The 25993-nt window shown below is 68.8% G+C and carries 23 protein-coding genes; 5 read left to right on the forward strand and 18 right to left on the reverse strand.

Annotated elements, in window-relative coordinates:
• Positions 1 to 106 precede the first annotated feature (106 nt).
• The 7 genes from PFX91_RS10560 to PFX91_RS10590 all read right to left on the reverse strand — a co-directional run bounded on the left by PFX91_RS10560 (position 107) and on the right by PFX91_RS10590 (position 6205).
• Entirely contained in the window at positions 107 to 547 is a 441-nt protein-coding gene (locus tag PFX91_RS10560) for a hypothetical protein (RefSeq protein WP_285731271.1), read from the reverse strand.
• Positions 544 to 1140 (reverse strand): hypothetical protein, encoded by a 597-nt coding sequence (locus tag PFX91_RS10565; protein WP_285731272.1) that lies wholly within the window; start codon positions 1138 to 1140, stop codon positions 544 to 546. The genes PFX91_RS10560 and PFX91_RS10565 overlap by 4 nt, the downstream gene beginning before the upstream one ends.
• Entirely contained in the window at positions 1137 to 2156 is a 1020-nt protein-coding gene (locus PFX91_RS10570) for an enediyne biosynthesis protein UnbU (protein ID WP_285731274.1), read from the reverse strand. Before PFX91_RS10570 ends, PFX91_RS10565 begins: the two co-directional genes overlap by 4 nt.
• Positions 2153 to 4057, reverse strand: a complete 1905-nt coding sequence (locus PFX91_RS10575) for an FG-GAP repeat domain-containing protein (RefSeq protein WP_285731275.1) — start codon at positions 4055 to 4057, stop codon at positions 2153 to 2155. The genes PFX91_RS10570 and PFX91_RS10575 overlap by 4 nt, the downstream gene beginning before the upstream one ends.
• Positions 4048 to 4323 carry a hypothetical protein gene (locus PFX91_RS10580; RefSeq protein ID WP_285731276.1) on the reverse strand — a complete coding sequence of 92 codons (276 nt, stop codon included), beginning with the start codon at positions 4321 to 4323 and terminating at the stop codon, positions 4048 to 4050. The genes PFX91_RS10575 and PFX91_RS10580 overlap by 10 nt, the downstream gene beginning before the upstream one ends.
• 81 nt (positions 4324 to 4404) lie before the next feature.
• Positions 4405 to 5376, reverse strand: a complete 972-nt coding sequence (locus PFX91_RS10585; protein WP_285731362.1) for a DUF1702 family protein — start codon at positions 5374 to 5376, stop codon at positions 4405 to 4407.
• 118 nt (positions 5377 to 5494) lie between these two features.
• A complete protein-coding gene (locus PFX91_RS10590; protein ID WP_502888297.1) occupies positions 5495 to 6205 on the reverse strand; it encodes a helix-turn-helix domain-containing protein in 711 nt (236 codons plus the stop codon).
• A gap of 840 nt (positions 6206 to 7045) precedes the next feature.
• Here PFX91_RS10590 and PFX91_RS10595 point away from each other — a divergent pair.
• Positions 7046 to 8155, forward strand: a complete 1110-nt coding sequence (locus PFX91_RS10595) for a serpin family protein (RefSeq protein WP_285731278.1) — start codon at positions 7046 to 7048, stop codon at positions 8153 to 8155.
• Positions 8156 to 8169: 14 nt separating this feature from the next.
• Here PFX91_RS10595 and PFX91_RS10600 read toward each other — a convergent pair whose 3' ends face one another.
• From PFX91_RS10600 to valS, 4 genes are all read right to left on the reverse strand, one after another.
• Positions 8170 to 8910 carry a PIG-L deacetylase family protein gene (locus PFX91_RS10600; protein WP_285731280.1) on the reverse strand — a complete coding sequence of 247 codons (741 nt, stop codon included), beginning with the start codon at positions 8908 to 8910 and terminating at the stop codon, positions 8170 to 8172.
• Positions 8911 to 8964: 54 nt separating this feature from the next.
• Positions 8965 to 9798 (reverse strand): DUF3710 domain-containing protein, encoded by an 834-nt coding sequence (locus PFX91_RS10605; protein WP_285731282.1) that lies wholly within the window; start codon positions 9796 to 9798, stop codon positions 8965 to 8967.
• Positions 9799 to 9854: 56 nt separating this feature from the next.
• On the reverse strand, positions 9855 to 10331 hold the full coding sequence (gene dut / locus PFX91_RS10610; protein ID WP_285731284.1) for a dUTP diphosphatase: 477 nt from the start codon (positions 10329 to 10331) through the stop codon (positions 9855 to 9857).
• A 227-nt stretch (positions 10332 to 10558) separates the two neighbouring features.
• Positions 10559 to 13135 carry a valine--tRNA ligase gene (gene valS, locus PFX91_RS10615; protein WP_285731286.1) on the reverse strand — a complete coding sequence of 859 codons (2577 nt, stop codon included), beginning with the start codon at positions 13133 to 13135 and terminating at the stop codon, positions 10559 to 10561.
• Between the two features lie 198 nt (positions 13136 to 13333).
• Between valS and PFX91_RS10620 the strand changes: the two genes are divergently transcribed.
• Positions 13334 to 13612, forward strand: coding sequence for a DUF4235 domain-containing protein (locus tag PFX91_RS10620; RefSeq protein WP_285731364.1), 279 nt, complete (start codon positions 13334 to 13336; stop codon positions 13610 to 13612).
• Between the two features lie 213 nt (positions 13613 to 13825).
• Here PFX91_RS10620 and PFX91_RS10625 read toward each other — a convergent pair whose 3' ends face one another.
• The 3 genes from PFX91_RS10625 to PFX91_RS10635 all read right to left on the reverse strand — a co-directional run bounded on the left by PFX91_RS10625 (position 13826) and on the right by PFX91_RS10635 (position 16460).
• On the reverse strand, positions 13826 to 14122 hold the full coding sequence (locus tag PFX91_RS10625) for a DUF4193 domain-containing protein (protein WP_285731365.1): 297 nt from the start codon (positions 14120 to 14122) through the stop codon (positions 13826 to 13828).
• Between the two features lie 467 nt (positions 14123 to 14589).
• Positions 14590 to 15810 (reverse strand): sensor histidine kinase, encoded by a 1221-nt coding sequence (locus tag PFX91_RS10630; RefSeq protein ID WP_285731287.1) that lies wholly within the window; start codon positions 15808 to 15810, stop codon positions 14590 to 14592.
• A complete protein-coding gene (locus PFX91_RS10635) occupies positions 15807 to 16460 on the reverse strand; it encodes a response regulator transcription factor (RefSeq protein ID WP_285731288.1) in 654 nt (217 codons plus the stop codon). The genes PFX91_RS10630 and PFX91_RS10635 overlap by 4 nt, the downstream gene beginning before the upstream one ends.
• A 686-nt stretch (positions 16461 to 17146) precedes the next feature.
• Here PFX91_RS10635 and PFX91_RS10640 point away from each other — a divergent pair.
• On the forward strand, positions 17147 to 17311 hold the full coding sequence (locus PFX91_RS10640) for a hypothetical protein (protein ID WP_285731289.1): 165 nt from the start codon (positions 17147 to 17149) through the stop codon (positions 17309 to 17311).
• A gap of 200 nt (positions 17312 to 17511) precedes the next feature.
• Here the strand turns inward: PFX91_RS10640 and PFX91_RS10645 are convergent, their stop codons facing one another.
• The 3 genes from PFX91_RS10645 to PFX91_RS10655 all read right to left on the reverse strand — a co-directional run bounded on the left by PFX91_RS10645 (position 17512) and on the right by PFX91_RS10655 (position 21709).
• Positions 17512 to 18324 carry an inositol monophosphatase family protein gene (locus PFX91_RS10645; RefSeq protein WP_285731290.1) on the reverse strand — a complete coding sequence of 271 codons (813 nt, stop codon included), beginning with the start codon at positions 18322 to 18324 and terminating at the stop codon, positions 17512 to 17514.
• 101 nt (positions 18325 to 18425) lie between these two features.
• Positions 18426 to 20459 (reverse strand): S9 family peptidase, encoded by a 2034-nt coding sequence (locus tag PFX91_RS10650; protein WP_285731291.1) that lies wholly within the window; start codon positions 20457 to 20459, stop codon positions 18426 to 18428.
• Positions 20460 to 20689: 230 nt separating this feature from the next.
• Positions 20690 to 21709: a ferrochelatase gene (locus PFX91_RS10655; RefSeq protein WP_285731292.1), complete on the reverse strand. Its 1020-nt coding sequence runs from the start codon at positions 21707 to 21709 to the stop codon at positions 20690 to 20692.
• A gap of 143 nt (positions 21710 to 21852) precedes the next feature.
• On the opposite strand from PFX91_RS10655, the gene PFX91_RS10660 reads away from it, so the two are divergent.
• The gene (locus PFX91_RS10660) at positions 21853 to 23151 is read left to right on the forward strand and encodes a D-arabinono-1,4-lactone oxidase (protein ID WP_285731293.1); all 1299 of its coding nucleotides are present in this window, start codon (positions 21853 to 21855) and stop codon (positions 23149 to 23151) included.
• A 42-nt stretch (positions 23152 to 23193) separates the two neighbouring features.
• Here PFX91_RS10660 and PFX91_RS10665 read toward each other — a convergent pair whose 3' ends face one another.
• The gene (locus PFX91_RS10665) at positions 23194 to 24108 is read right to left on the reverse strand and encodes a hypothetical protein (RefSeq protein ID WP_285731294.1); all 915 of its coding nucleotides are present in this window, start codon (positions 24106 to 24108) and stop codon (positions 23194 to 23196) included.
• A 581-nt stretch (positions 24109 to 24689) separates the two neighbouring features.
• Here PFX91_RS10665 and sepH point away from each other — a divergent pair.
• A complete protein-coding gene (gene sepH, locus PFX91_RS10670) occupies positions 24690 to 25970 on the forward strand; it encodes a septation protein SepH (protein ID WP_285731295.1) in 1281 nt (426 codons plus the stop codon).
• Positions 25971 to 25993 lie beyond the last annotated feature (23 nt).

The raw sequence follows: 25993 nt of genomic DNA on the forward strand, positions 1-25993 counted from the left end.
GGGCGAGCCTCTCCCGACTCGGCCACCAGACGCGGCCGGGCGGCGGCGCCCCCATGAACGCCACCGCCCGGATCGACCTCGCCGATTCCGCTCCCGTGTCTTCGACTCAACCCGCGGGGACGCGGTCGGCCACCCGCCAGGAGCGGATCGCCCAACACCCCAGCCCCACCCCGAACAGGATCATCCCCGCCGTCATGACCCACTCGTTGGAGCCCTCGGGGCCGTAGACACGGCTGGCCGCTCCCACGTCCACCGCCGGGGTCTCCTCCTCCAGCGGACAGGACTGCCGATTTCGGCCGTAGAGGTAGACGTCGGTCCGTTCCGGTCCCCCGTCGTCGGGTACGTAGGTGCCGTAACAGGTACACGACTCGTGCCCGGGGTGCTGGACACAGTCCAGTCGGGTCCCGATGAAGGTGCCGGGGCTTCCCTCCGCGCGCGCCGCCCGTATGCTCCGGTCGGCGTTGCCCACCCCCAGGAAGACGACGAGGAGGGCGACCAGGAGCAGCACCACGGTGAAGGCCGGAACCCGGCGCCGCCCGGAACTCATCCGCCCGCCCTCCCGGAGTCACCGGCACACGAACACCAGGGGGCCTCGCGCCCGGCCGTGACCGGCCGGGAATGCAGGTACATCGCCACGACCATCGGCACGAAGACGATGGTGTTGTAGAGCAGGTGCAGCTCCACCCTGGGGATCAACATCTGGACGAGACTGATCGGCACCTCTCCCCCACCGATGTTGACCCCGTTGATCGCCTGGACGACCAGAACCAGGTGTTCGAAGTGATGCCAGATCTGGAGCACCAGGGCCGCGGACCACCACATCCTGCTCCGGCCGGAGAAACCGGGCAGGAGCAGCAGGAAGCCGACCAGCATGATGAAGGCGTAGCCGTAGTGCATCCACTCGGAGGTGACCAGCCAGGGGAAGGGGATACCGAGGAGGCCCCGGGCCTCCGGCACCGGCCAGTCCATCACGTAGATCTGGACCGCCTGGACGATGTGCTCGGCCCAGTGGGCGAGGACGATCACCGTGTAGAGCTTCAGGGCCAGCTCGTGCCGTCCTGTGTTCATAGCGCGCAGTACGCGGTTGCGTGGGCCCGTGTACGAGGTGCTCTTCACCGGATGTCTGGTGTCGGTGCTCACTTCACACTCCTTCTCTCCGTCGAACTCCGACGATGGTTCGCCGTGCCGGAGACCTCCCGGACGGTCTTGTGTCCCCGTGCGACCAAGGGAGCGCACAGCAGGACCGCTCCTCGCAGCACACAGGTGATGACGAGGGCGAAGAACAGGCCGAACACGATCCCCTTGACGACCAGGAGCCCGTATACCGCGGCGGTGGTCAGTCCGAAGACCACCTGGTTGCGGGGCTTGGAGGGCGTCGTGCCGGGGTCGGTGATCATGTAGTTGGTGAAGAGGATGAAAGCGACACCGGTCATCGGAAGCAGCGCGGCCAGGAGCATGTGGTCCAGGAGCAACCACCTGAGCACGGCCTGGAGCACGAATCCGCCGACCCATCCGAGGATCAGAGGCCAACGCTTGGTCAGGTTGACGTTGAGCATGGTCCCGGCCATGAGGATGCCCAAGGGGATCAGCCAGTCCAGGGCCCCGGTGGTGTTGTTCGTGAAGTGGTAGGGCGGGGCGATCCCCACCCACGGGAAGAGCAACAGGGTCGCCACGATCCCGAAGTTGGACGGATTGAGGAAATGCCTCCTGCGCTCTCCGACCGGGATACGGAACAGGTACTTGCTGCTCACCGCCACCGACACCGCGAACAGGTACGGCCAGAGCGAGGCGTTGCCCCACAGGAGCATCGCGCAGGCCAGGCCCGCGATGTGCGTGGGGAGCAGATAGTCCACCATTCTCCCGACGCCGCCCGTGTACCCCGCCTCACGACCGGAGGCCCTCGCGTCCAGGGTCTCCAGGACCAGGTCCAGCGCATAACCGAACAACACGGCCATGACAGGGGTGAGGGGAGATTGCTCGAACCCCAGGAACAGGTGCCCCAGAACAGTGAAAGCGGTGATGGAGGTGGCGAACATGCGCAGCGCCTTGACCCGCCGGTCGGGCCGGGGAACGCTCGACCCTCCGTCGGCCCGATGCGAGGAGACCGGGGTCACGGCGGTCTCGGCCGGGCCGGTGTGAGGTCTGGTCGCGGTCATCGAACGCTCACCGTCCCGTCGTCGTCGAGAATGACCATGTGGGTTCCGGGCTCCACCGTCAGTTCCGCGGTGTGCCGTCCGCCGTCGGCGTCCCGCCAGGAGACGGTGACGGGCAGAGGAGCCTGCGGGACCGCCAGGTGGACGATCGCGTCGGAGACTCCCACGTGACCGTTGGCGGGGTAGAGCTGGTGGCGCTGCTCGGGCTGTCCCGAGCCGCCCGCCCGTACCGAGGCCCCTATCGCGGGGACCAGTGCGTCGTCTCCGACCACGCCCGGCCGCATCAGACGCAGGACCGCGGCCGGACCGGCGTCCGGGGCACGGTTCAGCAGGAGACGGGAGTCCTGCCATTGGTTGGCGACCACGACGTCCAGCAGCCCGTCGCCGTTGACGTCCCCGAAGGCGAAGGAACGGGTGACGTCGTACTCCGCGAGGCCCAAGGGGGCGGCGAGGTCGGTGTAGCGTCCGTCGTCGGCCAGTACCCAGAAGGGGTTGGTCTCGTGCCCCGAGAGGTCGCTGCCCTCGGAGAAGTCGGGCCACGCCTGCGGATACTTGAGCATCTGGTCGTTGCCCATGGCGATCTCCTGGAGCTCCGGCCAGCGATTCCGCTCCCCCTGGAGGAAGCCGGTGGCCTGAAGGATCTCGTCGGTGCCGTCGTTGTCGAAGTCGCCCGCCTTGATGTCCCAAGCCCAGCCGCTGCGTGCTATCCCCAGTGCCTCGCTGTTCTCCGTGTAGGGCACCGTGCCGTCGAGGAACGCCGAACCCTCACCGGTCGGTACGAACGCCAGGTTGCTCTCGTGGAGCGCGTAGGGGGTGGTGATGTTACTGACGAGGATCTTGGGCAGGTCCGCTCCGTCGTCATACGTGAAGGCGACGCCCATGCCCTTGAAGGAGCCGTTTCCCATGACCTGGGACTTGGGAGTCACCATGTCCCGGTCGCCCTTCACCAGTTCCAAGGAGAGTTCTCCCGGGGTGGAGCGGTTGACGAGCATGTTGTCGTTGCCGAAGTCGTTGGCCAGGTAGATGTCGGGGACCCCGTTACCGCTGAGATCCTGGAAGCCGATGGCAAGGGTCCAGGCGGTGGCCACCCGTGCGGGGAGCGCGGTGCCGGCGTCGGTGAACATCGGTGGCGTGTCCCTGTCTCCGACGGGAGTACTCAGCAGGACCCTGTTGTGCCCGCCGTTGGTGGCCAGTCCCATGCTCTGCTGCATCTCCATCCGCGTGTCGGTCCCCGCTTCGGGGTCCAGCACGCGTGCGCCATCGGGGAAGTAGTTGCCGACGAACACGTCGAGGCTGCCCGAGCCGTCCAGGTCCGCGACGTTCAGGGCGGTCGTGTTCCACACCTGCATCGGCTCGACCATCTCGTGGGCCGTGAAACCCTCCGACTCCGGTATCGCTTCGGGACCGGCCGTATTCATGAACAGGACCGGCGAGCGCCCCCAGTAGTAGACGATGATGTCCAGGTCACCGTCCTCGTCGATATCGGCGGGCACGCACCCCATGGGAGCCATGGTGTGGTCATAGGGCAGCCCCTCCGGCACCAGCGTCACGACGGGGTAGTCCCGCGCGCCGCTCCCCGGGGCGTTGCGCAGGGTCACACTGTCGTCCCTCGGATCGACCAGACACACGTCCGCGGATCTGCCCAGCCCGCGCAGGTCGAGAAGGGTCCCGCCCGCCCCCACCGCCGAGATCCAGCCCGCGTAGTGTTCCAGCCCCGGTGCGGTCCGGCGTTCGGCCCGCGCGCCCTCCGGCTCCGAGTTGAGCTGTAGGACCTCGAAGCCGAAGGACTTCGCCAGTTCGGCCCGCGCCGGGTCGCTCAGGGAAGGACGCACGGTCAGAGTGCCCAGCACACCCATCAGCGCCAATGCGAGCGCGAGCGCCGCCAAACGGTACATCAGCCGCATAAGGGCTCCTTGGAAAAGATAGCGATACCGACTTTCGGGTTCACGACGCCATCCAGACTCAAGGAGAACGGGACTTCTTCTCCATATTCATTCTTGCTTTCCTGGAGAGGAGCGAAGACCTCGTGCTCCACATGATCGAGAACCGCCGAAGAAGAGGAGGACTTCGTATCAGGGCATGACAAAAACCACCTCATAGGTACTTTGACCTGGGGTTTCATGGAAACAGGAGACGACGGCTCCTCTTCACTCCATGGCGGGATGTCCACGAATCCTTTGACGGAGACGACCCTCAGGATATCTAGGAGAAGAGGATCTGAATGTTCTTCAGAACCCTTCTCTTTCCGACCTCATACTCCCCCTTCACCGCCTTGGGAGAAGGCATCGGCCAAAAGAGTGCGCCACAGCTCGTAGCGGGGGCGGGTCGGGTCGGATTCCGGAGTCTCGACCGTGGGCCACAGCTCGCGGCACAGACGTGCGGCCTTGTCCACACCGGTTCCGCAGAACACGTTCGTGGCGATCTCGCAGTGCGAGAGCACGAGCCCGGCCCGCACCCTGGCCTCAGCGGCGAAGGCGCTCCCCTGAGCCAGGTTCCACCGGTACTCCCGCGCACCGTCCCGAAGCCGGTCCAGCTCCTTCTCTTCGGCACCGCCCGCGTAGGTGGCGGCCAACCCGACCCCCGAGTAGAGATCGGCCCTGCGCTCGGGTGGAAAGGTCTCCACCAAGGAGACGGCGATGTCCGGGTCCGCTCCGGCGACGAACCACAGGGCCCGTCCCACACCCTGGTCGGCCGCCCGAAGCGCGTAGGCGCCGTCCGATGTGGCCTTTGCCGCACGATCGTCGCGCACCTTGCCGTGAACGTACTTTTCGGTATGGAAATATGCCTGGTGGAAGCCGTAACCGTCGTACACCAGCCAACGGAGCACCGGGTCGAGAGACCGGGTGTCGGGCCACAGCGGTCGGGGCAGGCGGGCCATCGCCCAGCCGATGCCGATGTAGACCATGTAGACGTGGTCGGAAGCGGGTCCGTCGAGAAAACGCCGGGTCCTGCCGGTCCCGGGGAAGAGGCCGTCCATCAGGGCGAATCCCATCGCCGCGCCTTCGTATGCGAAGCCCCGGTGGCGACGGTCCACCTCCCGGAGCCTTGCGTCCGTGCGCTCCGGTGACGCGCTCTCCACCGCCTCCCCCAGGCCGAGGAGGAAGGACTCCCCCACCGTCTCCAGGACAGCACGTGCGTCCGCTCCCTTGTCATGGAAACCCCGGGTCCCGAGCTTGACCGCCCCTGGATTCGGAGTCATGGCCCAACGTCGGAACGCTCCCATCACACCGGACAAGCCGTCCTCCCGCCCTTGCGAAGGATGTCTTCCTTCCCTTCGTCCATGCTGTCCGCCGTGGGAGCCGGACTCTACTCCACGATTGCCTTTGTAGGCGTCCACGGCATCAGACCGTCTGTGGAAGGGCTCTGGCTCCCACGAGCACCGGGGCCTCGGCGAGGGTCACCGCCACCGGCGGGTTCGTCACTTCGAAAGGACGCAGTGACAGGACGACGCCGGTGTCGAGCCCGGGTCCGATGGTGACGTGCCTTCGCGTGGTCGCGGTGAGCATGGGCATGTACGCTCTCCCTCTCCGGGGCGCCGCCATGGCGAGGATGTGGTAGGAGCCGATGGGTACTCCCGACACTTCGAACTCCCTCCGCCCGGACAGGGCCAGGGGCTGGAAGACCACCGGTGAGCGTTGTGGTGCCGCCTCGGAGAACACGCAGATCACCGTGTCCGTCACCCCCGCCGCGGCAGGAGCCTCGATCACTCCTCGGAGCGTGGTCGTGTACCGCTCGGGCAGGAGGCGATACCTGCTCGCGGCCACCATCTCCTCCAGGTCCGGCATCCGGAAGAAGTCATGGGAGGCGGCGACGAACAGTCTGGACACATCGGGGTCCCGGTACTGGGTCGGCGACATCCCCACCAGACGGGTGAACCTGCTGGTGAAGGTCCCCACGCTGTTGTACCCGACACTGCACACGATGTCGGAGACGGTCAGCTCCGTCGTCAGGAGCAGGCGTTTGGCCGCGAAGAGGCGAACGGCGGTGAGGTAGCGACCGGGGGTCAGGCCGACATCACGCGAGAATATCCGAGAAAAATGATACGGGCTCACGAACACCTCTGCCGCGATCTCGTTCAGAGTAATGGGCTCCGAATACCGGAGCTTGATTATTTCGGTAGCCCGACGCACAGACTCTTCCAATTTCACCCTCCTAAAAATTCCCAAAGGGGAACCGCAACACGAGACAATGACTCCTCCTTGAGAGCAAGAAGGAAAAACAGAGGATCCGGAACGGGAACAAGGAGGGGTCTCGGACTCCTCCAACCAGAGAGGAAAGACGCCCGACACTCCTTTGACATAACGCGCCTTCACTACGCTGAGTCAACGAACATCCTCCCTCATTCGACGGCAGGCATACCTGGAAGACCGGACGCGACATCGCTCCATGCTCACACCCCCTCCGGGGGGCTTCATCTTCCAGATTGCTGCATTCCATGCAATGAACCTCCGAAAACCTTGAAACCACGGCCTACATCAAAAACACAAAGCAACCAAAGGGGCACGGTGAGCCGCATCAAAACAACATCCCTTAGGTGCGTTTCAACAGAAGATCCACTGGGAACCGAAGATCATCTTTCCTTGGAAACCCAGATCTGATCAGCGGAGATACCTGATCGACTTCTTCCGAGACGAACCAGAGCCTCACTCGGTTCGGAACACACAGACTTTCGGGATGGGTTTCCATTCATCCGGTGGGACTCCTGTTCCTGGTGTGAACGAAGCCCTCACTTTCTCTCCACGCCCCGTCTCGCCCCGGGTGGCCGGGGCGTCGCTCCCCACCTTCTGGACGCCCTTCGGCTCCCTCACCGGAACAGGCGTCCTGGCACCCGCGGTCGATGGTCCGTACGCTGGCGGCCAGAGTCACCGGATCCGACAGCGAGCGAGGAGCCCATGCGATCGAACACGTCCCCCCGACGGGACCACCTGGAGTTCGCCGCCGCCCTGGACGGGGCTCTGACCCGGCCCGGACGGTCACACGTGTGGTCCCCGCACTCCGTGGGCACCGTGCTGGCCCTGTTGGCCACAGGCGCGGCGGAGCGGACGCTGGCCGAACTCCAGGACCTGCTGGGCGAGGACACCGAAGGCCAACTGAGGTCCTTGGACGAGGCCGTGGCGAGCGCCGACGACTCCGGACCGGACCTGGCCACGCTCAACGGCCTGTACGTACCCGCCGACCTGAAGGTGGTGCCGGGTTTCGAGGCGCGGATGGGCGAACGCTCGGGCGCCGAAGTGGAACACGCCGACTTCGCGCACGACGCCGAGGGGGTGCGCTCGCGGATCAACGCCAAGGTGGCGGAGGTGACCCGCGGTCTGATCGAGGAGCTGCTCCCTCCCGGCAGCGTCCACCCCGACGTGCGGCTGCTCTTGGTCAACGCGCTGTGGGTGAAGGTGGTCTGGCCCGACCCCTTCGATCCCCGACAGACCCGTGATCGGCCCTTCCACATGCCTTCGGGGAGGCGACGGGTACCCACCATGCACAGGTCGGCCCGTATGCCCCACGCGAGTGCGCACGGATGGAGCATGGTGAGCCTGGAGGGTGACCACGAGCTGAGCCTGGACGTGCTGTTGCCCGAGGAGCGCACCACCGATCCCGGACCGATCTCGGCCCGCACGCTCGTGGAGTTGTACCGCCAGGCCTCCCCGCAGCAGGTCGACCTGGCGCTGCCACGCTTCGAGGTGGAGAGCGACGTGTCCCTGTTGGAGCCCCTGGCCACCTTGGGGGTACGCCGGTTGGCCACGGACACCGCCCGCTTCGACGGGATCAGCGAGGAGCCGCTCAGAGCCGACGAGATCCTGCACCAGTCGGTGCTGCGGGTGGACGAGAAGGGCGCGGAGGGGGCGGCCGCCACAGCGGTGATGATGCTCATGGCGGCGGCCGTACCGTCCCGACCGATCCGCTTCACGGTGGACCGGCCGTTCGTGTTCGTCCTGCGCCGTCGCGAGGCGATCCTCTTCCTGGGACGGATCACCGAGCCCGTGGACCCCGGTCCGGCCCTCTGAGACCGGACCTCCGGTCACACCTCGAAGACCTCGAAGCCGGTGGCGAGCGGGACGCCCGCCCACTCCCCCGCCTCGGCCGCGGCCCGGGGCAGGAAGGCCTCCTGGTCGAACCCCGACAGGTTGGCCAGGTAGACCTCGTGGGCGGCCAACGAGGCCACGCCGGCGGCCAGGTCGCCCTCGCTCAACTCCACGTAATGGGTGGAGCGAGGAGAACCGCCGAAGGCCACGAAACGCACTCCCGTCCAGGGCTGGAGGCCCTCCTCGAACTGCTCGCGGAACACCCAGCGGTTGGCGGCGTCGCGTACCGCGTCCAGCAGGGCCGGTCCCAGTACCCGGTGGTCGGCGTGGTTGAACCCGCCCCCGCCGGCGAAGTGCTCACGGAAGTTGATGGAGACGACCACCTCGGGCCTGTGCCGCCGGATCGCGGCGGCCAGCGCCGCACGCAGTTCCAGCCCGTACTCCAGGGTGCCGTCGGGGAAGTCGAGGAACTCCACGGTGGCCACGCCCACGGCCTCCGCCGACGCACGCTGCTCGGCCATGCGCAGCGGGGCGCACTCCTCCGGGGCCATGCTCTCGATACCGGCCTCGCCCTTGGTGACCAGCAGTTCCACCACGTCCTTGCCCTGGCCGGTCCACCTCGCGATCGCCGAGGAGGCACCGAACTCCAGGTCGTCGGGGTGCGCCACCACGGCGAGGGCGCGGTCCCAGTCCTCGGGAAGCACCTGGGGCACACCGATCTGCGTTGTCTGTGTCATGCGACACAGCCTACGGAAGACGGGTGCCCGTGGTGCCTCCTCCACGCCCCCGGCTCAGGACCGTCCGGATCCCTCCGGGGGGCCACCGGGCGCCGCGCCGTTCGGCGAGCGACCCGCGTTGCCCCGTTGTGCCGCCTGCTGGGCCGCACGCGTCCGGGCGGCCTGGGCCATCTGCTCCTGGATCTGTTTGGGCACGGTGATCGGCAGCAACTCGCTCGGGGGCGCCGGCTGGTCGCCGCGTACCACCACGATGCCCGCGAAGAGCTGTTCGACCTCGGCCATCGTCTCGGGCTTGGAGGCGCCGTCACCGCGGATCACTCCCCGCAGCACCCACCGGGGACCGTCCACACCGATGAAGCGCACGCGTTGGGCGAGTTGTCTGCCGTCCTCGGTCTTGCGCCCCTTGACCGGGATCAGGGCCTTGAGCTCGGGGCCGAAGGTACCGTCGTGCTCCTCGGCCTTACCGCCCTGCTTGGTGACCTGCTCGCGCAGTTCCTCGCGCATCTCGTCCCACAGTCCGGAGGACTTGGGCGCGGCGAAGGGCTGCACCTGCAACGCGCTCTTTCCCCGCACCAGGGTCACACCGATGATCTTCTGCTTGCCCTGGGCGTCCTGGGCGACGTTGACCTGGATCTCGGTGCCCTGCTCCATGGGCAGGAGCATGCTGCCCAGGTCCATGCGCTTGGCCTCGGGAAAATCCTCCTCGGAGTCCCACGGCCCGGTGGCACGGTGTCGGTCGGCCTCCTTGGCCGGCCCCGGCACGGGTTTCTCGGGCTCGACCTCGTTACCGAAGGAGACCGCCCCGGCCCCTCCCTCACGCTGGGGCGCGGCCTCCGTCCCCGTTCTCTCCGTCTGCTCGTCCCGCTTCTTGCGGCGGCGTCCGAACACGCCTTCACCTCTCGCTTCACGTTGGTCCCGGAATGACACCGGGGATGGGGGCACCGTCACCGTTGTGCGGCATGACCCCCGGTCGAACCGAAACCGCCTGTCCCCCGGGGCGACTCCGGCAGGGAGTCCGCCTCGGTGAACACCGCCCGTTCCACGCGCTGGACGACCAGCTGCGCGATCCGGTCACCCCTGGCCAGCTTGACCGGGGTGGTCCTGTCGGTGTTGATGAGGGTCACTCTGATCTCACCTCGGTACCCGGCGTCGACCGTTCCCGGTGCGTTGACGAGGGTGAGTCCGCATCGCGCGGCCAGCCCCGAACGCGGATGCACGAAGGCGGCGTACCCGTCGGGAAGTGCGATGGCCAGTCCGGTGGGGACCGTGGCGCGCTCCCCCGGGTCCAGGACGATGTCGACGGCGGTGCACAGATCCGCGCCCGCATCACCGGGATGAGCGTAGGCGGGCAAGGGAAGGTCAGGGTCCAGGCGCTGGACCGTGACCGCGATCCGTCCGTCTGCCAAGGATGTGGTACTCACATTGGCCGAGCCTATCGCCCCTCGGGCGTTGAAACGGTTCTCCGTCACCACCGCGCGGGGGCGGGACCGGGTTCCACCGGTCCCGCCCCCGCGCGCTGCTCCTCCTCCGGGTTCCACCTCGGCCCTCTGAGCCCCGCGAGGACGAGGGGCCGGGGCTCCCACGACGCCTCGGCCCGTGCTCACGCCCCCGTCCGCGGCACCCGTCACGGTCCCGTCCCGCGACGGCACTACTCCTCGGTGGGCGCGGGCAGCGCCACCTCGACGGTGAGCTCGGCGTCGTCGGTGGTGTGGAAGTCGATCGCGGCGGTGCGTCCCGCGGCGGCGATGTCGCCACTGGCTGCGCGGGCGGCCTCGGCCTGCTTGCCCGACACCCTGACGTGCTCGACCTCGGCTCGCATGGACAACTTGGCCTCGGACTTGGTCTTGCGCACGGCGCGCAGCACCTCGGCGGTCGCGGCCAGGACGGCCGCCTCGCCGTCCGCCGCGGCGGCACGGTACTCGTCGGCCCGGGGCCAGTCCTGGACGTGGACCGATCCCTCCTGCCACCAGCTCCAGACCTCTTCGGAGACGAAGGGCAGGAAGGGCGCGAAGAGTCGGTGCAGGGCGCTCAGGGCGATCAGCAGTGCGGCCCGGGCGGAGGCGCCCTCGGCGGAGTCGGTGTCGTAGGCGCGAGCCTTGACCAGCTCCAGGTAGTCGTCGCACAGGTCCCAGAAGAAGCGCTCGGTGCAGTCCAGGGCCCGGGTGTGGTCGTAGGCCTGGAAGGCCGCGGTGGCCTCCTCCACCACGTCGGCCAGCGCGGCCAGCATCGCCCGGTCCAGCGGCTGGGTGACCCGAGCGGGGTCGGCGGAGGTCTCCTCGCCCGCCACGGACATGACGAACTTGCTGGCGTTGAGGATCTTGATGGCCAGCCTGCGGCCGACCTTCATCTGACCCTCGTCCATGGCGGTGTCGGTGCCCAGACGTCCGCTGGCGGCCCAGTAACGGACCGCGTCGGAGCCGTACTTCTCCAGCAACGCCAACGGGGTGACGACGTTGCCCTTGGACTTGGACATCTTCTTACGGTCGGGGTCCAGGATCCAACCGGAGATGCCGGCGGTCCTCCAGGGCAGGGTGTCGTTCTCGAAGTGGGCCCGGACCACGGTGGAGAACAACCAGGTACGGATGATGTCCTGCCCCTGCGGACGGTAGTCCATGGGGAAGACGCGTGCGTAGAGGTCGGGGTCGCGCTCCCAGCCGGAGGCGATCTGCGGGGACAGCGAGGAGGTCGCCCAGGTGTCCATGACGTCGGGGTCGCCCATGAACCCGTTCGCCCGCCCACGCTGGTCCTCGGTGTAGCCCGGAGGGGCCTGGGAGCTGGGGTCGACCGGAAGCCGGTCCTCGGTCGGCAGGATCGGTTCGTCGTAGCGCGGGTTGCCGTCGGCGTCCAACGGATACCAGACGGGGAACGGCACACCGAAGAAGCGCTGGCGACTGATGAGCCAGTCGCCGTTGAGCCCCTCGACCCAGTTCTCGTAACGGGCGCGCATGTGCTCGGGGTGCCATTCGAGCTCGCGACCGCGCTGGACGAGTCGACGGCGCAGGTCCTCGTCCCGTCCGCCGTTGCGGATGTACCACTGGCGGGTGGTGACGATCTCCAGGGGCTTGTCGCCCTTCTCGAAGAACTTCACGGGGTGGGTGATCGGCGTGGGCTCACCGACCAGGTCACCGCTCTCCCTGAGCAGGGACACGATGCGCTCTCGGGCGGTGTGCACGGTGGCGCCCACGAGCTCGTCGTAGGCCTCACGGGCGGCGCCGGCCTCCAGCCCCCTGGGCGGTTCGGCCACGATGCGACCGTCCCAGCCGATGATGGGGCGGGTCTCCAGCTGCAACTCCCGCCACCAGGTGACGTCGGTGGTGTCGCCGAAGGTGCAGATCATGGCGATGCCCGACCCCTTCTCGGGATCGGCGAGGCGGTGGGCCTTGACCGGGACCTCGACACCGAAGAGCGGGGTGCGCACGGTGGTGCCGAACAGGTCCTGGTAACGCTCGTCGTCCGGGTGGGCGACCAGCGCGACGCAGGCGGCCAGCAGCTCGGGCCGGGTGGTCTCGATGTGGACCGGGGAGCCGTCGGGCTTGTGGAAGGCGAGCTTGTGGTAGGCGCTGGGGCGCTCGCGGTCCTCGAGTTCGGCCTGGGCGACCGCCGTGCGGAAGGTGACGTCCCACAGAGTGGGCGCCTCCGCCATGTAGGCCTCTCCCCGGGCCAGGTTGCGCAGGAACGCCCGCTGGGCGGCGGTCCGGGAGTCGTCGTCGATGGTGGCGTAGGTGTGACGCCAGTCCACGCTCAGGCCCAGACGACGCCAGATGGACTCGAAGACCTTCTCGTCCTCGACGGTGAGCCTGTCGCACAGCTCGATGAAGTTGCCCCGAGAGACGGGGACCTGCCGCTTGGGGTCGGGCTTGGCCGGCGGCTGGAAGTCCGGGTCGTAGGGGATCGACGGATCGCAGCGCACGCCGTAGTAGTTCTGGACCCGGCGTTCCGTGGGCAGGCCGTTGTCGTCCCACCCCATCGGGTAGAAGACGGCCTTGCCCCGCATGCGTTGGAAACGCGCGACGGTGTCGGTGTGCGTGTAGGAGAACACGTGGCCGATGTGCAGCGACCCCGAGACCGTGGGCGGCGGGGTGTCGATGGAGTAGACGTCCTCGCGGTCACGGGTGCGGTCGAAGTGGTAGACGCCGGACTCATCCCATACGTCGTCCCACTTCGCCTCGATACCGTCCAGCGAAGGCTTGTCGGGCATGCGGAAGGAATGAGAGCGGTTGGTCATGGGGCCAATGGTAGTGCGCTCCCGAGCGTGTTCGCTCCGTGGTTTCGATCATCACACGAGGCTCCGCCCCGAAGGCGGGCACGCCGAGTTCGGTCCACCGTCCGCCATGGTGACGTGAAAGGATCACCCTTGTACGAACATGAGGGTGCGCGCCCCACGCGCGTCCTCGTACGCCCAACGGAAACGGTGAACGATTCGATGGCCAAGAAGGACGGCGGTGACATCGGCCCGGTGCTCGCTGGTCTCCTGGCGGGGATGGCCGCGCAGTACGTCATGCGCAAGGCACTGAACTTCGCCTGGACCAAGGCGACGGGCGAGGAACCGCCCACGGACGTGGACTCCCCCGACATCGGTCTGGGCCAGGCACTGGGCTGGGCGGTGATGGCCGGTGTCGGTACGGAGGTGGCCCGGGTTCTGGCCGTACGCGCCGCCCGCGCCAAGCTGGTGAGCAGGCGTCCCAAGGAACTGGGGCTCTGAGGGCCGGGACACGGCCCCCTGTGACGACGGCGGGCGGTCGACCGCACCGGAGTGCGGTCGGCCGTCCGCCGTCGTGTTCGGCCGCACCTTCCGGAGGAGGAGACGCGAGCCGGGGAGAGCGGCGCGTTCACGGAACGCGCCGGATCTCGATGGGGTTCGCCCGCGCGGAAGGGAGTTGTCGGAACTGGAGGGTTCAGACGCGGTCCCGTCCGCTCAGGCGCATTCCCTACAGACCAGCTGGCCTGCGCGCTGCTCGGCGAGCTGACTGCGGTGCTGCACCAGGAAGCAACGCGAGCAGGTGAACTCGTCGGCCTGACGTGGGAGCACACGCACCGCGAGCTCTTCGCCCGACAGGTCCGCACCGGGCAGTTCCATGCCCTCGGCGACCTCGTCGGGGTCGACGTCGATCGTGCCGGTTCCCTTGTCCACTCGCCGTGCCTGCAACTCCTGGAGGCTATCTTCGTTGATGTCCTCGTCGGTCTTGCGCGGGCTGTCGTAGTCGGTGGCCATCTCTGCTAACTCCATCCCCCTCGTTCAGTGCCTCGTCGCGCGGGTGTAACGCTTGAGAGACCTTCGTTGTGCCCGGTTCGGCCGATGAATTCTCCCGACTTCAGCGGACCATGTCCCCCTCCCGGGCCACTGTCCACGGACCGGCAGTACTTCCACTGGGTCATGACCGAAGGCGGACACGTGCGGATACCGCCCAAGGGATCGATTTCCCTGTGTACTACCCAGCGTCGGGTGGCTCATAGACCTGGAGAATCCGTTTCCGCTCATCCCGGACAAAGCGCGAAACACATCCGGGAGCAGGCGAAAACCCGAACATGCCCACGTCAGGAGGTATTCCTTCCGTGTCCACGCCGGGGGAAGCATACCCACCCGAGACCGGCACCCGTGACACGGGTGGACGTGTCTTCGGACACGTATAGATACCACGAAGCGTGGTCGAGCGCAGCTTGGCCTCGTGAGGCCGGAGATCACCCGCGCGGTACGGGCAGACAGACCGTGACGACGAGCCCGCCCGCGGCGCGCGGCCAGGCGGTCACCATGCCCTCATGGGCGCGTACCACCGAGCGGACGATGGACAACCCCAGTCCCGCGCTGCGGCCGGAACCGAGCCGGTCGCCGGAGCCGCGGCGGAAGGGTTCGAAGAGGCCCTCGATCTCGTAGGCGGGGATGACCTTACCGGAGTTCTCCACCTGCACGGCGGGCATGCCCTCGTACATGCCGCTGCGGACGGTGATCTCGCCCTGGTCGACGTTGTACTTGAGGGCGTTCTCCACCAGGTTGCCCACAAGGCGTTCCAAGAGCACGGGATCACCGATCACGGGAGCGGGTCTCAGGTCCTGGTTCAGGCGCAGACCGGACTCCGACAACTCCTTGTCCATCTGGCTGAGCACCGTACCGGCCACCTCCCCCAGGTCGACCCGGGCGCGGACCTCCAGCTCCCGGTCGCTCTTGGCGAGGAAGAGCAGTCCGTCGATGAGGCGTTCGTGGCGGGCGTTGGTCTCCAGCAGGGTCTGCCCGACGGTCTTGAGGTCGGGAGAGACGTCCGGGGCGCTGAGCGCCACCTCCAACAGGGTGCGGTTGATCGCCAGCGGGGTGCGCAGTTCGTGCGAGGCGTTGGCGACGAAGCGCCGTTGACCGTCGAAGGCCCGGTCCAGACGCTCCAGCATGCCGTCGAAGGTGTCGGCGAGTTCGCGGATCTCGTCGTCGGGGCCGGACAGGGCGATGCGCTCGTGCAAGGAGCGCTCCGACAGATGGCGCGCGATACGGGTGATCTTCTGCAACGGGGACAGCGCACGTCCCGCCACGGCGTAGCCCAGAGCGACCGCCAACAGGCCCACCAGGAACAACGCGAGCAGCGAGAACCGGGTGACGTGGGTGAGCACCTCTTCGATGAGGTAGCGGTGGGCGATCAGCTCCGAGACGTTCTCCTCGTCCAGGAGGGCGTTGAGCAGAAGCGCGACGATCAGGTAGTTGACCAGGACCAGCACCGACCCGGCCGCGAAGAACAGCATCCCGTAGATGAGTGTGAGCCGTGCCCGCAGGCTGAGGTTGTCGGTGAAACGACGGACCTGGTCCGCGGACCGCTCGCCCTTCCCCGGCACCGGGGCGTTCAGGCGTCGCCACCCGCCGGTGTCGCCGGGGCGGCCGGGGCCCGCCCGCTCCGGTCCCGGCCGTTCCTCGTGGCTCACAGCCGATACCCCGCACCGGGGACGGTGTGGATGACCGGCGGCTCGCCGAGCTTCTTGCGCAGGGTCATGACGGTGACGCGGACGACGTTGGTGAAGGGGTCGGCGTTCTCGTCCCAGGCCTTCTCCAGCAGCCCCTCGGCGCTGACCACGGTCCCCTGCGCGCGCATGAGCACTTGCAGGACGGCGAACTCCTTCGGTGTGAGGGAAACCTCCCGACCGTCACGGTGCACACGGTGGTTGGCCGGGTCCAGGGTGATGCCGTGACGCTCCAGGACGGGGGGCAGCGGAGGAGCCGAGCGACGGCCCAGAGCACGTATCCGGGCGATGAGTTCGGCGAAGGCGAAGGGTTTGGCCAGGTAGTCGTCCGCGCCGATGGTCAGACCCTCGACCTTGTCCTGGACACCACCGGAGGCGGTGAGCATCAGGATCCGGCCGTTGTAGTTCTCCTGGACCAGGGAGCGGGCGACGTCGTCACCGTGGACACCGGGCAGGTCGCGGTCGAGCACGATCACGTCGTAGTCGTTGATCATGGTGTGCTCCAGAGCGGTGTCGCCGTCGTAGACCACGTCCACGGCCATCGCCTCGCGTCTCAGACCGACCGCCACGGCATCGGCCAGGACCCGTTCGTCTTCGACCACGAGTACGCGCACGTCGCCCTTCCACAGCGTCGTTCCGAGAGGGAAAGGGGGCCGCTGCCGGCGCATCCCCCAACACACCGGCAGCGGCGTTCTTGGTCCCGGCCGCGTCATCCGTTCTCTCACAGCCGGGGTAAGGAGACGGTAAACCCGTCGCGGTGGTCCCGCGAACCGAGCCGCTCTCCTCGCCCCGCACCGGCACGGGCGCTGGGCCGGGAGCTCCATGGCTCCCCTGCGCACGGGGAGGCGCTGCCGGCGAATCCCCCAACCGCCGGCAGCGACCCAACCCCGCACGTCTCGAATCTGACACATCAAGAATAAGGAACAAGTAAGCGTGGGCGTTCTTTTGGGAGTGTGTCCTGTGCCACCCTTGACCGCCTTTTGGGTCGGCGGGAGCGACCGGCACGGCGCACGGCGTCACGGATCCCGTGGTGGGCGGTCTTCCCGAGCCCCGCGGCCGGGAGCGCCTCCGGTCACCCGGCTGGACACGGAAAAATCATGTGGAATTGGTGGTTTGGGTCTCAACACGGTGCGGTAGAGATAGAAAGCGCGCGCGTGGACACCGGCCTTCCGCCGGACCGCGACGGGCACGCATGTCACGGGGATGTGACTACTTCGATCGTGCGGACGCTTCGGCGTGCGCTGAGCGACTCGCGCCGGGACACGGTCGTGCCCCGGTGCCTACCCCTGAAAGAGGTGCAATGGGCGAGTTCCACGCGGAGATCAAGGGCCGTATCAACGAGACCCACCAGTCGCTCCAAGCCGCCAGAGCGGCCGGAGACGACTTCCTCGCCGACACGCACGCGTCGGAGCTGGAAGACCTTTACCGCATCGCGGCTCGTAACGGCGTCGACACCTACGCCTAGGGTCCGGCAAGGTCCCCCGAGCCACCGCGAGCGGGGAGAACGCCCAGGGGTCGCGCGCCCCGGGCGCCCGTACGCGAAGCCGCGTGCGGCGGAGGTTCGAGGAGGACACCACCCGTATCGTCCCCCGGGCGGGGCGTGGAGCACGACTCCACGCCCCGCCCTTCGTCCGTCCGGGCCAAACGCCGGTCCCACCGACCGTCTCATCCGTCGGTGTCGGCTCCCAGCGGGGCGAGGAGTTCGTCCAGTGCCTCGTAGAGCCCGGGGGGCCCCGCGATGACCAGGTCCTCACTGGGCGGTCCGCCGCGCGCCCCCGCCACGCGTACGCCCGCCTCCTGCGCGATCAGACTGGGAGCGGCCCAGTCCCAGAGGTTGAGACCCCGTTCGTAGTAGGCGTTGTAGTAACCTTCCGCCAACCCGACCAGGTCCAGGGCGGCCGAGCCGCCTCTGCGAATGTCCCGGACGTAGGGGATCACCCCCTGAAGGACCTGGGCCTGCCGGAGACGGCGCCGGGAGGAATAACCGAAGCCGGTGGCGACCAGGGCCCGCTCCAGCGGCACGGCCGGTGGCGCCTGGAGCACGCGGCCGTCACGGCGCGCGCCTCCGCCGAGCACGGCCTCGTACATCCGGCCCCGCCCGGGGACGTTCACGGCGGCCGCGACGACCACGCCGTCCACCTCCGCCGCGACGCACACGCCCCAGTCGGGCTGTCCGTAGAGATAGTTGACGGTGCCGTCGATGGGATCGACGACCCAACGCACTCCGCTGGTGCCCTCCTCGTCATCGCCCTCCTCCCCCAGGACCGCGTCGTCGGGACGCGCGGCGAGCAGACGGGTGCGGATGAGGTCCTCGGTGGCCCGGTCCATCTCTGTGACGACGTCGGTGGGGCTGGACTTGGTGTCGAGCACGGTGATGCCCTCCTGCCCCCGCGCGGCGAGTTCGCCCGCCTCCGCCGCCACGGCGACGGCCAGGTCGCGCAGGCTCTCCCGTTCGGATACGGCGTCGGTGGTGCCCAAAGGATGTCCTCCCGGTCGTGGAGTGGTCTGGTGTACGGGATCGCCTCCCGGACGTGGACCCGGCCGGGCATCGCGGTGACACCCGGCCGGGACACGGCGGATCAGAGCAGTTCGGGCCTGCTCCACTCCTTGCCGTGCACATGGTGGTCGAGGAAGGCGAACACCGTCTCGTACCAGATCCGGGCGTTCCCCGGCGTGAGTATCCAGTGGTTCTCGTCGGGGAAGTAGAGGAACTTGGCGTCCACCTCGTGCAGCATCAGGTCGCGCCACAGGCGCAGGCCCTCGGAGATGGGCACCCGGTAGTCCTTGTCACCGTGGATGACGAGCATCGGTGTACGGATGTCGCTCGCGCGCAGGTGCGGTGAGTTCAGGGTGTAGCGTTCGGGACGCTCCACCGGGGTGCCGAACTCGTGCTCCCACACCGGCGGGTAGTCGGTGGTCCCGCTGAAGGCGTCCAGGCCCCACAGGGAGGCGTGGGAGACGATGGCCCGGAAGCGGTCGGTGTGGCCGGCGATCCAGTTGGCCATGTAGCCGCCGAAGGAGCCGCCCATCATGGCGGTGCGTTCGGCGTCGATGTCCTCACGCGCCTCGGCGGCGTCGGTGATGGCCATGACGTCGGCGAAGGTGCGCGGTCCCCACTTGCCCCAGGCCCGGCGCAGCATGTCCTGCCCGTAGCCGGTGGACAGGGCGGGGTCCGGCAGCAGGACGGCGTAGCCGCGGGCGGCGAGCAGCCAGGGGTTCCAGCGCCAGGACCACCCGTTGAAGCTCATGTAGGGGCCTCCGTGGACCCAGAGCATGAGCGGGGCGGGTGACTCCGCGGACGCCTCCTCGGGCAGCACCAGCCAGGCGCGGACGCGTGTGCCGTCGTCGACGGTGGTCTCGATCTCGGTGAGCGTGCCGGGCATGCTCAGCTCCGACCCGGGCGTGCGCAGGCGGGTGGGCTGGCCGTCGGTGGCGTCGGCCGCCAGTCGCACGGGGGCCGGCGGGGAGTCCCAGGCGTCACGCAGGGCGTACACGTACCGGCCGTCGGGGGAGGGGTTGATGTTGCTGTAGGCACCGTGGTCACCGGTGATACGGGTGACCTCCCCGCTGTCCAGATCGATCCGGAAGACGGGACGACGGCCGTTCTCGTCGGCCACCATGAAGACCGCACCGGAGTCGGCGGCCCAGGCGAGTTCGCGCGGCCACAGCTCGTGCTCGGGAAGCAGGTCACGTCCCTGTCCGGTGGCCAGGTCGATGAGCCAGGCGGTCTGGTCACGGGGCTCACCGTCGTACTCGCCTTCGGAACCGCGGACGAGCAGGACGTGGCGTCCGTCCGGAGAGACGAGCGGACCGCCGAAGTCGTGGTCGGGGTCGGAGGCCAGGGTACGACGCTCCCCGGTGGCGGTGTCGATGGCGACGATGTCGGAACGGTGGGCGCCCCTGCCGACGGGGACCCGCCACTCGGTGAGCAGGAGGCCGCCGTCGGGGCTCAGCGCGGCACCGGCGTTGAGCAGGGCCGTCCCGGCGTCGGGGGTCAGGTCCCGCAACTCGCCCAGACGGGCGTCGTCGTCGGCGGGCGGATCGGCGACGAAGTGACGGGGATGGTCGGGACCGACGTCGCTGTCCCAGGAGCGCACGGGCAGCGTCTCGTGGAGGATCGCGGTGACTCCGGCCTCCTCACGTGCCTTGCGTGCCTGCTTGTCGGCCTCCTCGTCCTGGCTGCCCGGGAGGGTCTTGGAGGTCAGGGCGACCAGGCCCGAGTTCCGGGCGACGGTGAAGGAGCCGATCCCGCCGGGCCGGGAGGCGACCTGGCGGGCCTCGCCGCCGTCGGCGGGCAGCAGCCACAGGGCGGCCCCGGTCCCCTCCTCCTTGGACTCGGGGTCGGGTCGACCGGTGGTGAACAGGACCGAACCGTCGGGGAGGAAGCCGACGGTGCCCTCGCCCTTGGCCGAGCGGGTCAGGCGCCTGGGGGCGCCTCCGCCCTCGGACTCGGGAAGGACGTCGATCTCCCACAGGGCGCTGCGGAAGGAGGTGGAGTCGGGGGCGAGGCCACTGACGGGTGCCACCAGGCGGGTGCCGTCCGGTGACAGGCGTAGCCCGTTGACACGGCGGAGGCGGACGTACTCCGGTAGTTCATACCAGGAACGGACCAAGACACATGCTCCTACGTCTACTCGTGCTCCGGCCCGTCCCGATCGGGGAGGACCGTGGGGGAGCCGACTCCCCTCACCCGCACCGAGGTGGGGTCATCAGCGTTTACCCCACCCTGTCACACCCGGCTCCCCCCGTGCTCGGCCTCCTACCGACGGTCCGGTTCGAAGGAGTGCCGCGAGCGTCACGCCCGCCGCGGACCGGTGGCGCGACCTACCGGCCGCACCGGCCCTCACGCCGGGCAGGAGCAGTCCGTGCACCGTGCCAGGGTGCTCAGGCGCCGGGGTTCGGCCTGACCGGTGTACTCGCGGACCAGGTCGGTGACCATGGTCACGAACGCGGGATGCATGCCGGAGCTGAGCGCGCGCTCATAGCCCAGGCCCACCTTCCTGGCCGTCTCCCGTGCCTCCACGTCCAGGTCGAACTTGACCTCCATGTGGTCGGAGACGAAGCCGTGCGGGACCACGACCACCGCCGGAACGCCCTCGGCCGCCAGCTCCTCCATGCGGTCGTTGATGTCCGGCTCCAGCCAGGGCTGGCTGGGAGGACCGCTGCGGCTCTGGTAGACGACCTCGTGGTCGTGGTCACCGCCGAGTCGCTCCACCACCAGGCGCGCCGCCTCGGCGAGCTGGGCCCCGTAGGCCCCTTCGGGGCCGAACGCGTGGCCCGGACCACCGCTGGCCTCGGCCATGGAGGTCGGGATGGAATGGGCGGAGAAGAGCAGGCGGGCGCCCTCGCGTTGACCGTCGGGCAGGGCGTCCAAGGCCGCGCGGGTGTGCTCGACCAACGGCTCGATGAATCCCGGGTGGTCGTAGAAGGGGCGGATGAGGTCCACTTCGGGGGCGTCCTCGCCCAACGCGGCGCGGGCCCGGGCGATGTCCTCCTCGTAGGCGGTACGGCTGGACCAGTTGCAGTAGGCGGAGGTGGCCAGTGCCAGCACCCGGCGCACCCCGTCCTCCTTCATCCGGGCGAGGGTGTCGGTGAGCATCGGCGCCCAGAAACGGTTGCCCCAGTAGACCGGCAACTCGATCCCCTTGGCGGAGAAGTCCGCGGTGATCGCGGAGAGGAGATCACGGCACTGCTGGTTGATGGGACTCACACCACCGAAGAGGAAGTAGTGCTCACCGACCTCGGCGAGCCGTTCGCGCGGGATGTTGCGGCCACGGGTGACGTTCTCCAGGAACGGGATGACCTCGTCCTCGCCCTCCGGTCCGCCGAAGGAGATCAGCAAAAACGCGTCGTAGTAGCTCATGTGCCCTATGAAACCAGCTCCTGGGCGCCTGACCACGTCGGCTCCCGCAAAGCCGCGCTGTGGTCTTGGACTCTCCCCCGCCCGGACGACTCCGGGCCGTTGGGGCCCTGGCCACCCGGGTCCCCGGTCGCTAGGGTCTGCCCATGACGGATGTGGTGTGGCAGACGTGGGCGAGCACCCACCAGGCTCGGCCCAGGCGTACGGTGACCCCCGGCAGTGTCGCCCAGGTCACCGAGGCGGTCTCCTCGGCCGCCGCCGAGGGCCTACGGGTCCGCATGGTCGGTGCGGGGCACTCCTTCACCGACGTGGCGGTCACCGACGGTCTGCTGCTCTCCCCCACCTCCTTGACCCGCGTGCGCTCGGTCGACCCGTCCGCGGGCACCGCCACGGTCGAGGCGGGCCTTCCTCTGTGCGACTTCAACGACGTACTGGCCCGGCACGGCGTGGCCTTGGCCAACATGGGCGACATCGCCGTGCAGACGATGGCGGGCGCGGTGCAGACCGGCACCCACGGCACCGGGCGCGACACCGGTGGACTGGCCGACCAGGTGGTCGGCATGGAGATGGTGCTCGCCGACGGCTCGGTGGTGGAGTGCTCCGCCGACGAGGAACCCGACCTGTTCCATGCGGCGCGGGTGGGTCTGGGCGCCTTCGGCGTGGTCACGGCCCTGACGATGGCGGTGCGCCCGGCGTTCCTGCTGCACGCTCGTGAGGAGCCCATGCCGCTGGAGGAGGTGCTGGAGCGCCTGCCCGAACTGCGTGCGGACAACGACCACTTCGAGTTCTTCTGGTTCCCGCACACCGGCAACACCAACACCAAACGCAACAACGTCAGCGCGGGACCGGCCCGGCCGTTGACGCCCTTCCGGGCCTGGCTGGACGATGAGTTCCTGTCCAACACGCTCTTCGAGAGGGTCAACCGCGTGTGTCGTCGGTTCCCCGCCATGGTGCCCGCGGTGAACCACGTCAGTTCGCGGGCGCTGTCCGCGCGCGTCTACACCGACGCCTCCTACCGGGTCTTCGCCTCGGTGCGCGACGTGCGTTTCGTGGAGATGGAGTACGCGATCCCCGTCGAGCACGTGGTGGACGTCCTGCGTGAGGCGCGCTCCATCCTGGAACGAGGCCGACATCGGGTGAGTTTCCCCGTCGAGGTGCGCTTCGCCCCGGCCGACGACGTGTGGCTGTCCACCGCCTACGGACGTGAGACGGCCTATGTGGCGGTGCACGTGTACCAGGGCACACCCCATGAGGCCTACTTCGCCGACATGGAGGCCCTCTTCACGTCCGTGGGAGGGCGTCCCCACTGGGGCAAGACGCACACTCGCGACCGTTCCTACCTGGAGAGCGTCTACCCGATGTTGGACGAGGCCATGGCGGTGCGCGAGCGGGTCGATCCCGGGCGTCGGTTCACCAACGCCTACCTGGACCGGGTCCTGGGCTGAGTCGCCGCCGGCGGAGTCCGGGGAGGGCGAGGACCGGCGGTCTCACCCCTCCGGTGGTGCGGCGGGGTCGGGAGCCGGAGCCGGGTCCGGTGCGGGAGCCTCTCCGCCCTGTTCCCCGCCCCCTGGAGCGGGAACCTGCTCGCCCGGGGCCTGGGGCTCCTCCACCGGCGGGTCCGCGGGTGTCGGAACGGTGTCGTCCCGGGCTCCGCCGCCCTCGGGTTCCTCCGGAGCGGGGGTCGGCCCCCCTTCCGTACCGGGGGCCTGTTCCTCCGGTCGTCCCGGGAGGACGTCGGGTCCCTCCGGCGGGGTGTCGGGCGCTTCCGGGCCCTCCTCGGGGTGGACGGGAGCGGAGACGCTGCCGCCGAACAGGGTGGGGGTGCTGGGCTCTTCGCTACCGCGCGTCCACGAGGTCAGCGAGCGTCCGGTGAAGAGTTCGAACACCAGGATCACCAGCATCACCAGGATGAACACCACCGCGGCCGGAACGACCAGGGAGCGCCATCCGCGCCTCCCCTGGGGTTCGGAGGGCGGGTCCTGAACGTCGATGTCCCCGGTGACGGTGTCCCCGGCCGCCTCGGACGGCTCCCGTGTTCGCTCGACCTCGCTCGCCCGCCCGCTCCCGTGCCCCGCCTCCGTGTCGGAGGCGCTCTTGGCCCCCGTCAGGTGCGGGAGGGGCAGGCCGCCGCGGGCGGCGGCCTTCTCGGCCAGCTGTCTGGCCTGTTCGCCGCTGCGCGAGAACCAGTGCTGGAGCATGGGACTGACGAGGGTACTGAGCGTGGCCATGACGGCGGCACCGATGACCGTGCCGTACACGTTCAGGTAGGAGGCGGCGGTCGCGGCCGCCAGCGTGGCGGCGCCGGCCCCCGTGACCTGGGAGAAGCTCAGGCTGATCCGTTTCTTCTTGCCGCCTTCCTCCTCCTCTTCCTCCACGTCCTCATGATGTCCGGTTCGAGCCATCCGACCCTCTCTTCGTCGACCGTGCCCGGGGATGGCGCAGGGGCATGCCGGGAGTCGCCGGGCACGGGATGGGCGTGTGGCGGGGCAGATGACCCCACAAGCACCAAAGGGGACGTTTCCCCCATAGAGGGATAACTCAGACCAAGGCGACAAGGTTCCGGTAACACCATCAAATAAGAATCATCACCCTTTGGCGAACCTCGGCGTGTCGAGTTGCGCACCAGAGAATCCCAGCAACCGAAGAACATGCCGAGATCGGAGTTTTTCCCAGGCCTGGGGTGATTCGAGGTGCGCGGGATACCATCACGGCGGAGCCTTCGCACGGGATCTGCGACATTCCCCCGCGATCGCTCCCGGTCGGTGAAGGGTCGGCGTGTCAAGATTGGCAACGAAGAGCGACCGTGAGGGCTCCGGGACACCCGGGGCATCTCCCACCGCGGCACGCGCCGCGGATCGGGAGGCGGGCACAGTTCGGACATGCCGGACGCGGTAGTGGCCGAACAGTTGTCGGCCGACCAGACTTGGAGAACGCGGGGGCCGGTCTCGGGACCTGCCCTCGACGGGACGCGAAAGGGAGGGCGATGCACGAGCTTCGCCTCGTGGCCGTGAGCGAGGACGGCACCTACCTGGTGCTCGCCAGCGCCGGCCGTGGAACCCGTTTCACGCTGCCCGTCGACGACCGCCTCCGCGCCGCAGTACGCGGCCAGTTCTCCCGGCTCGGCCAGTACGAGATCGAAGTGGAGAATCCGTTGCGCCCCAAGGAAATCCAGGCCCGTATCCGGTCCGGCGAAACCGCGGAGGCCATCTCCGAGATCTCCGGTATACCGATCGAACGGGTCCGCTGGTTCGAGGGCCCTGTCCTCCAGGAACGCGAGTACATCGCCCAGCAGGCCCAGCGCGCCAGTGTGCGCGCCGACGGCGACGCCGCTCCGGGAACCTCCCTGGAGGAGTTGGTCACCAAGCGGATCGGCGCCCACCAACTGGAGACCGGTGATGCGGTGTGGGACTCGTGGAGGCGCGAGGACCGCACATGGCAGATCAAGCTCGTCTTTCTGCACGGCGGTGAGGAACGCGTCGCCCACTGGCTGTACGAACCCAGACACAACACCGTCACCCCGGCCGACGAGGAGGCCGCCCGGTTCTCCTCCCCCGGTCCCGAACCCGCGCCCGCCCCCGGTGCGAACGTGACCCCCTTCGCACCACGCCGTACCGAGGCCGGCGCCGACCCGTCACGTCCCGACCCCCGTCCCGAACCTCGATCGGACCGCTCCGCGCCCGGGGGCCTGCTCGCCGACACGCCCCTGGGAGAGCCGATGCGTCCCGCGCGGGCCTCCCGTTCGGGACCTCTGCACAGAGCCGAGCCCGCGCCCTCCGAACGCCACCCGGCCCAGCACGGGGAGACCCGGAGCGCCGAGGCGTACGTGGAGGGCGAGCACTCCCCGTCCCCGGCCGAACCCGCCCCGTACCAGCGCCCCGAACCCGCGGAGCGGCTCCGTCGGCGACCGGAGGCCGAGCAGTGGGTCCGGCCCACGGTGGGCGCCGAACCGGTGGAGCGTCCTCGACGGCCCGAGCGTCGTCCCGTCTCCGACCGGCCCCTGGAGACCCGGAGCACGCGAGCCGTCGACCCCGAGATCGCCCCTCCCGCCGGGGAGACGCCTCCGCGTCCGGCGCCGCGTCGCCGCCGGGCCACCATCGACCTCAACGACAACGGCGCCCCGCGTCGTGCCGCGGACCAGCCCGCGGTCCCGGCCACCGCCCACGCGGCCGACGACGGCGCCGCGGCCAAGCGCAAGGGACGCGGTCGTCGCGCCTCGGTGCCCTCATGGGACGAGATCATGTTCGGTTCCAAGAAGGACGAGTAGGCACCGGCCCGTCGCCACGTCCG

The sequence above is a fragment of the Nocardiopsis sp. ATB16-24 genome, from assembly GCF_030271535.1.
Lineage (GTDB): Bacteria > Actinomycetota > Actinomycetes > Streptosporangiales > Streptosporangiaceae > Nocardiopsis.